General features: G+C 60.1%; 1 protein-coding gene. It reads left to right on the top strand.

All coding sequences use genetic code 11. From position 1 onward, the window contains the following. Positions 1 to 657 (top strand): immunoglobulin-like domain-containing protein (locus GIB19_RS28125; RefSeq protein ID WP_274888860.1); only part of this gene is annotated, 657 nt, incomplete at both ends.

The raw sequence follows: 657 nt of genomic DNA, 5'->3' as shown, positions 1-657 counted from the left end.
CGACGACGTCTACAAAGACGCCGGTGAAATCGAGTTGGGCGTGAAGTCGGCAGTAGACATCGATGGCCGTGCCTTCGAGAACCTGCAGCTGGGCGACGCGGCGTCGGTCAAAGTGACTGACACCACGGATGACGTGGTGGCCAAGCTGACCGCTACCCCTTCGGTCACCGAAGGTGGTGCGATCACCTACACCATTACCCTGACCAACAAAGATGGTCTGCCGATTGATAAGCACTCGGCGCTGACCTTCACCCTGAGCGACGGCACCACCGTCATCACGGTCCCGGCCAACAGCGCTACCGGCTTCACCACCGTGACTGCTCCGGATAACGTCTACGTCGGTACCAACGACGCGGTGATCAAGTCGATCGCTTCGGTGGATGGCACCGATGTCGGCAAGTTCGAGAACCTGGTTCTGGACAAGACCCCGGTCAGCACTGCTGTCACCGATGAGCCGGGCTCGGGTACTCCGGGTACCGGCAACGAAGGCGATCTGGTCAAGGTGACCATCACGGCCGATCAGGTTTCGGTCGCCGAGAACGTCAAACCGACCTTCACCGTTCACATCAATACTGCCCTGGCTCACGACTTGGTCGTGACCCTGAGCAACAACGCGGTTGTGACCATCAAGGCTGGCGAAACCAGCGCGCCGTACAC

Origin of the sequence: Pseudomonas sp. ITEM 17296 (assembly GCF_028895205.1) — a bacterium.
In the GTDB taxonomy this organism is placed as follows: domain Bacteria; phylum Pseudomonadota; class Gammaproteobacteria; order Pseudomonadales; family Pseudomonadaceae; genus Aquipseudomonas; species Aquipseudomonas kermanshahensis.
Note: the sequence above shows the minus strand (reverse complement) of the source record. Positions and strands in the feature narration are given on the sequence as shown.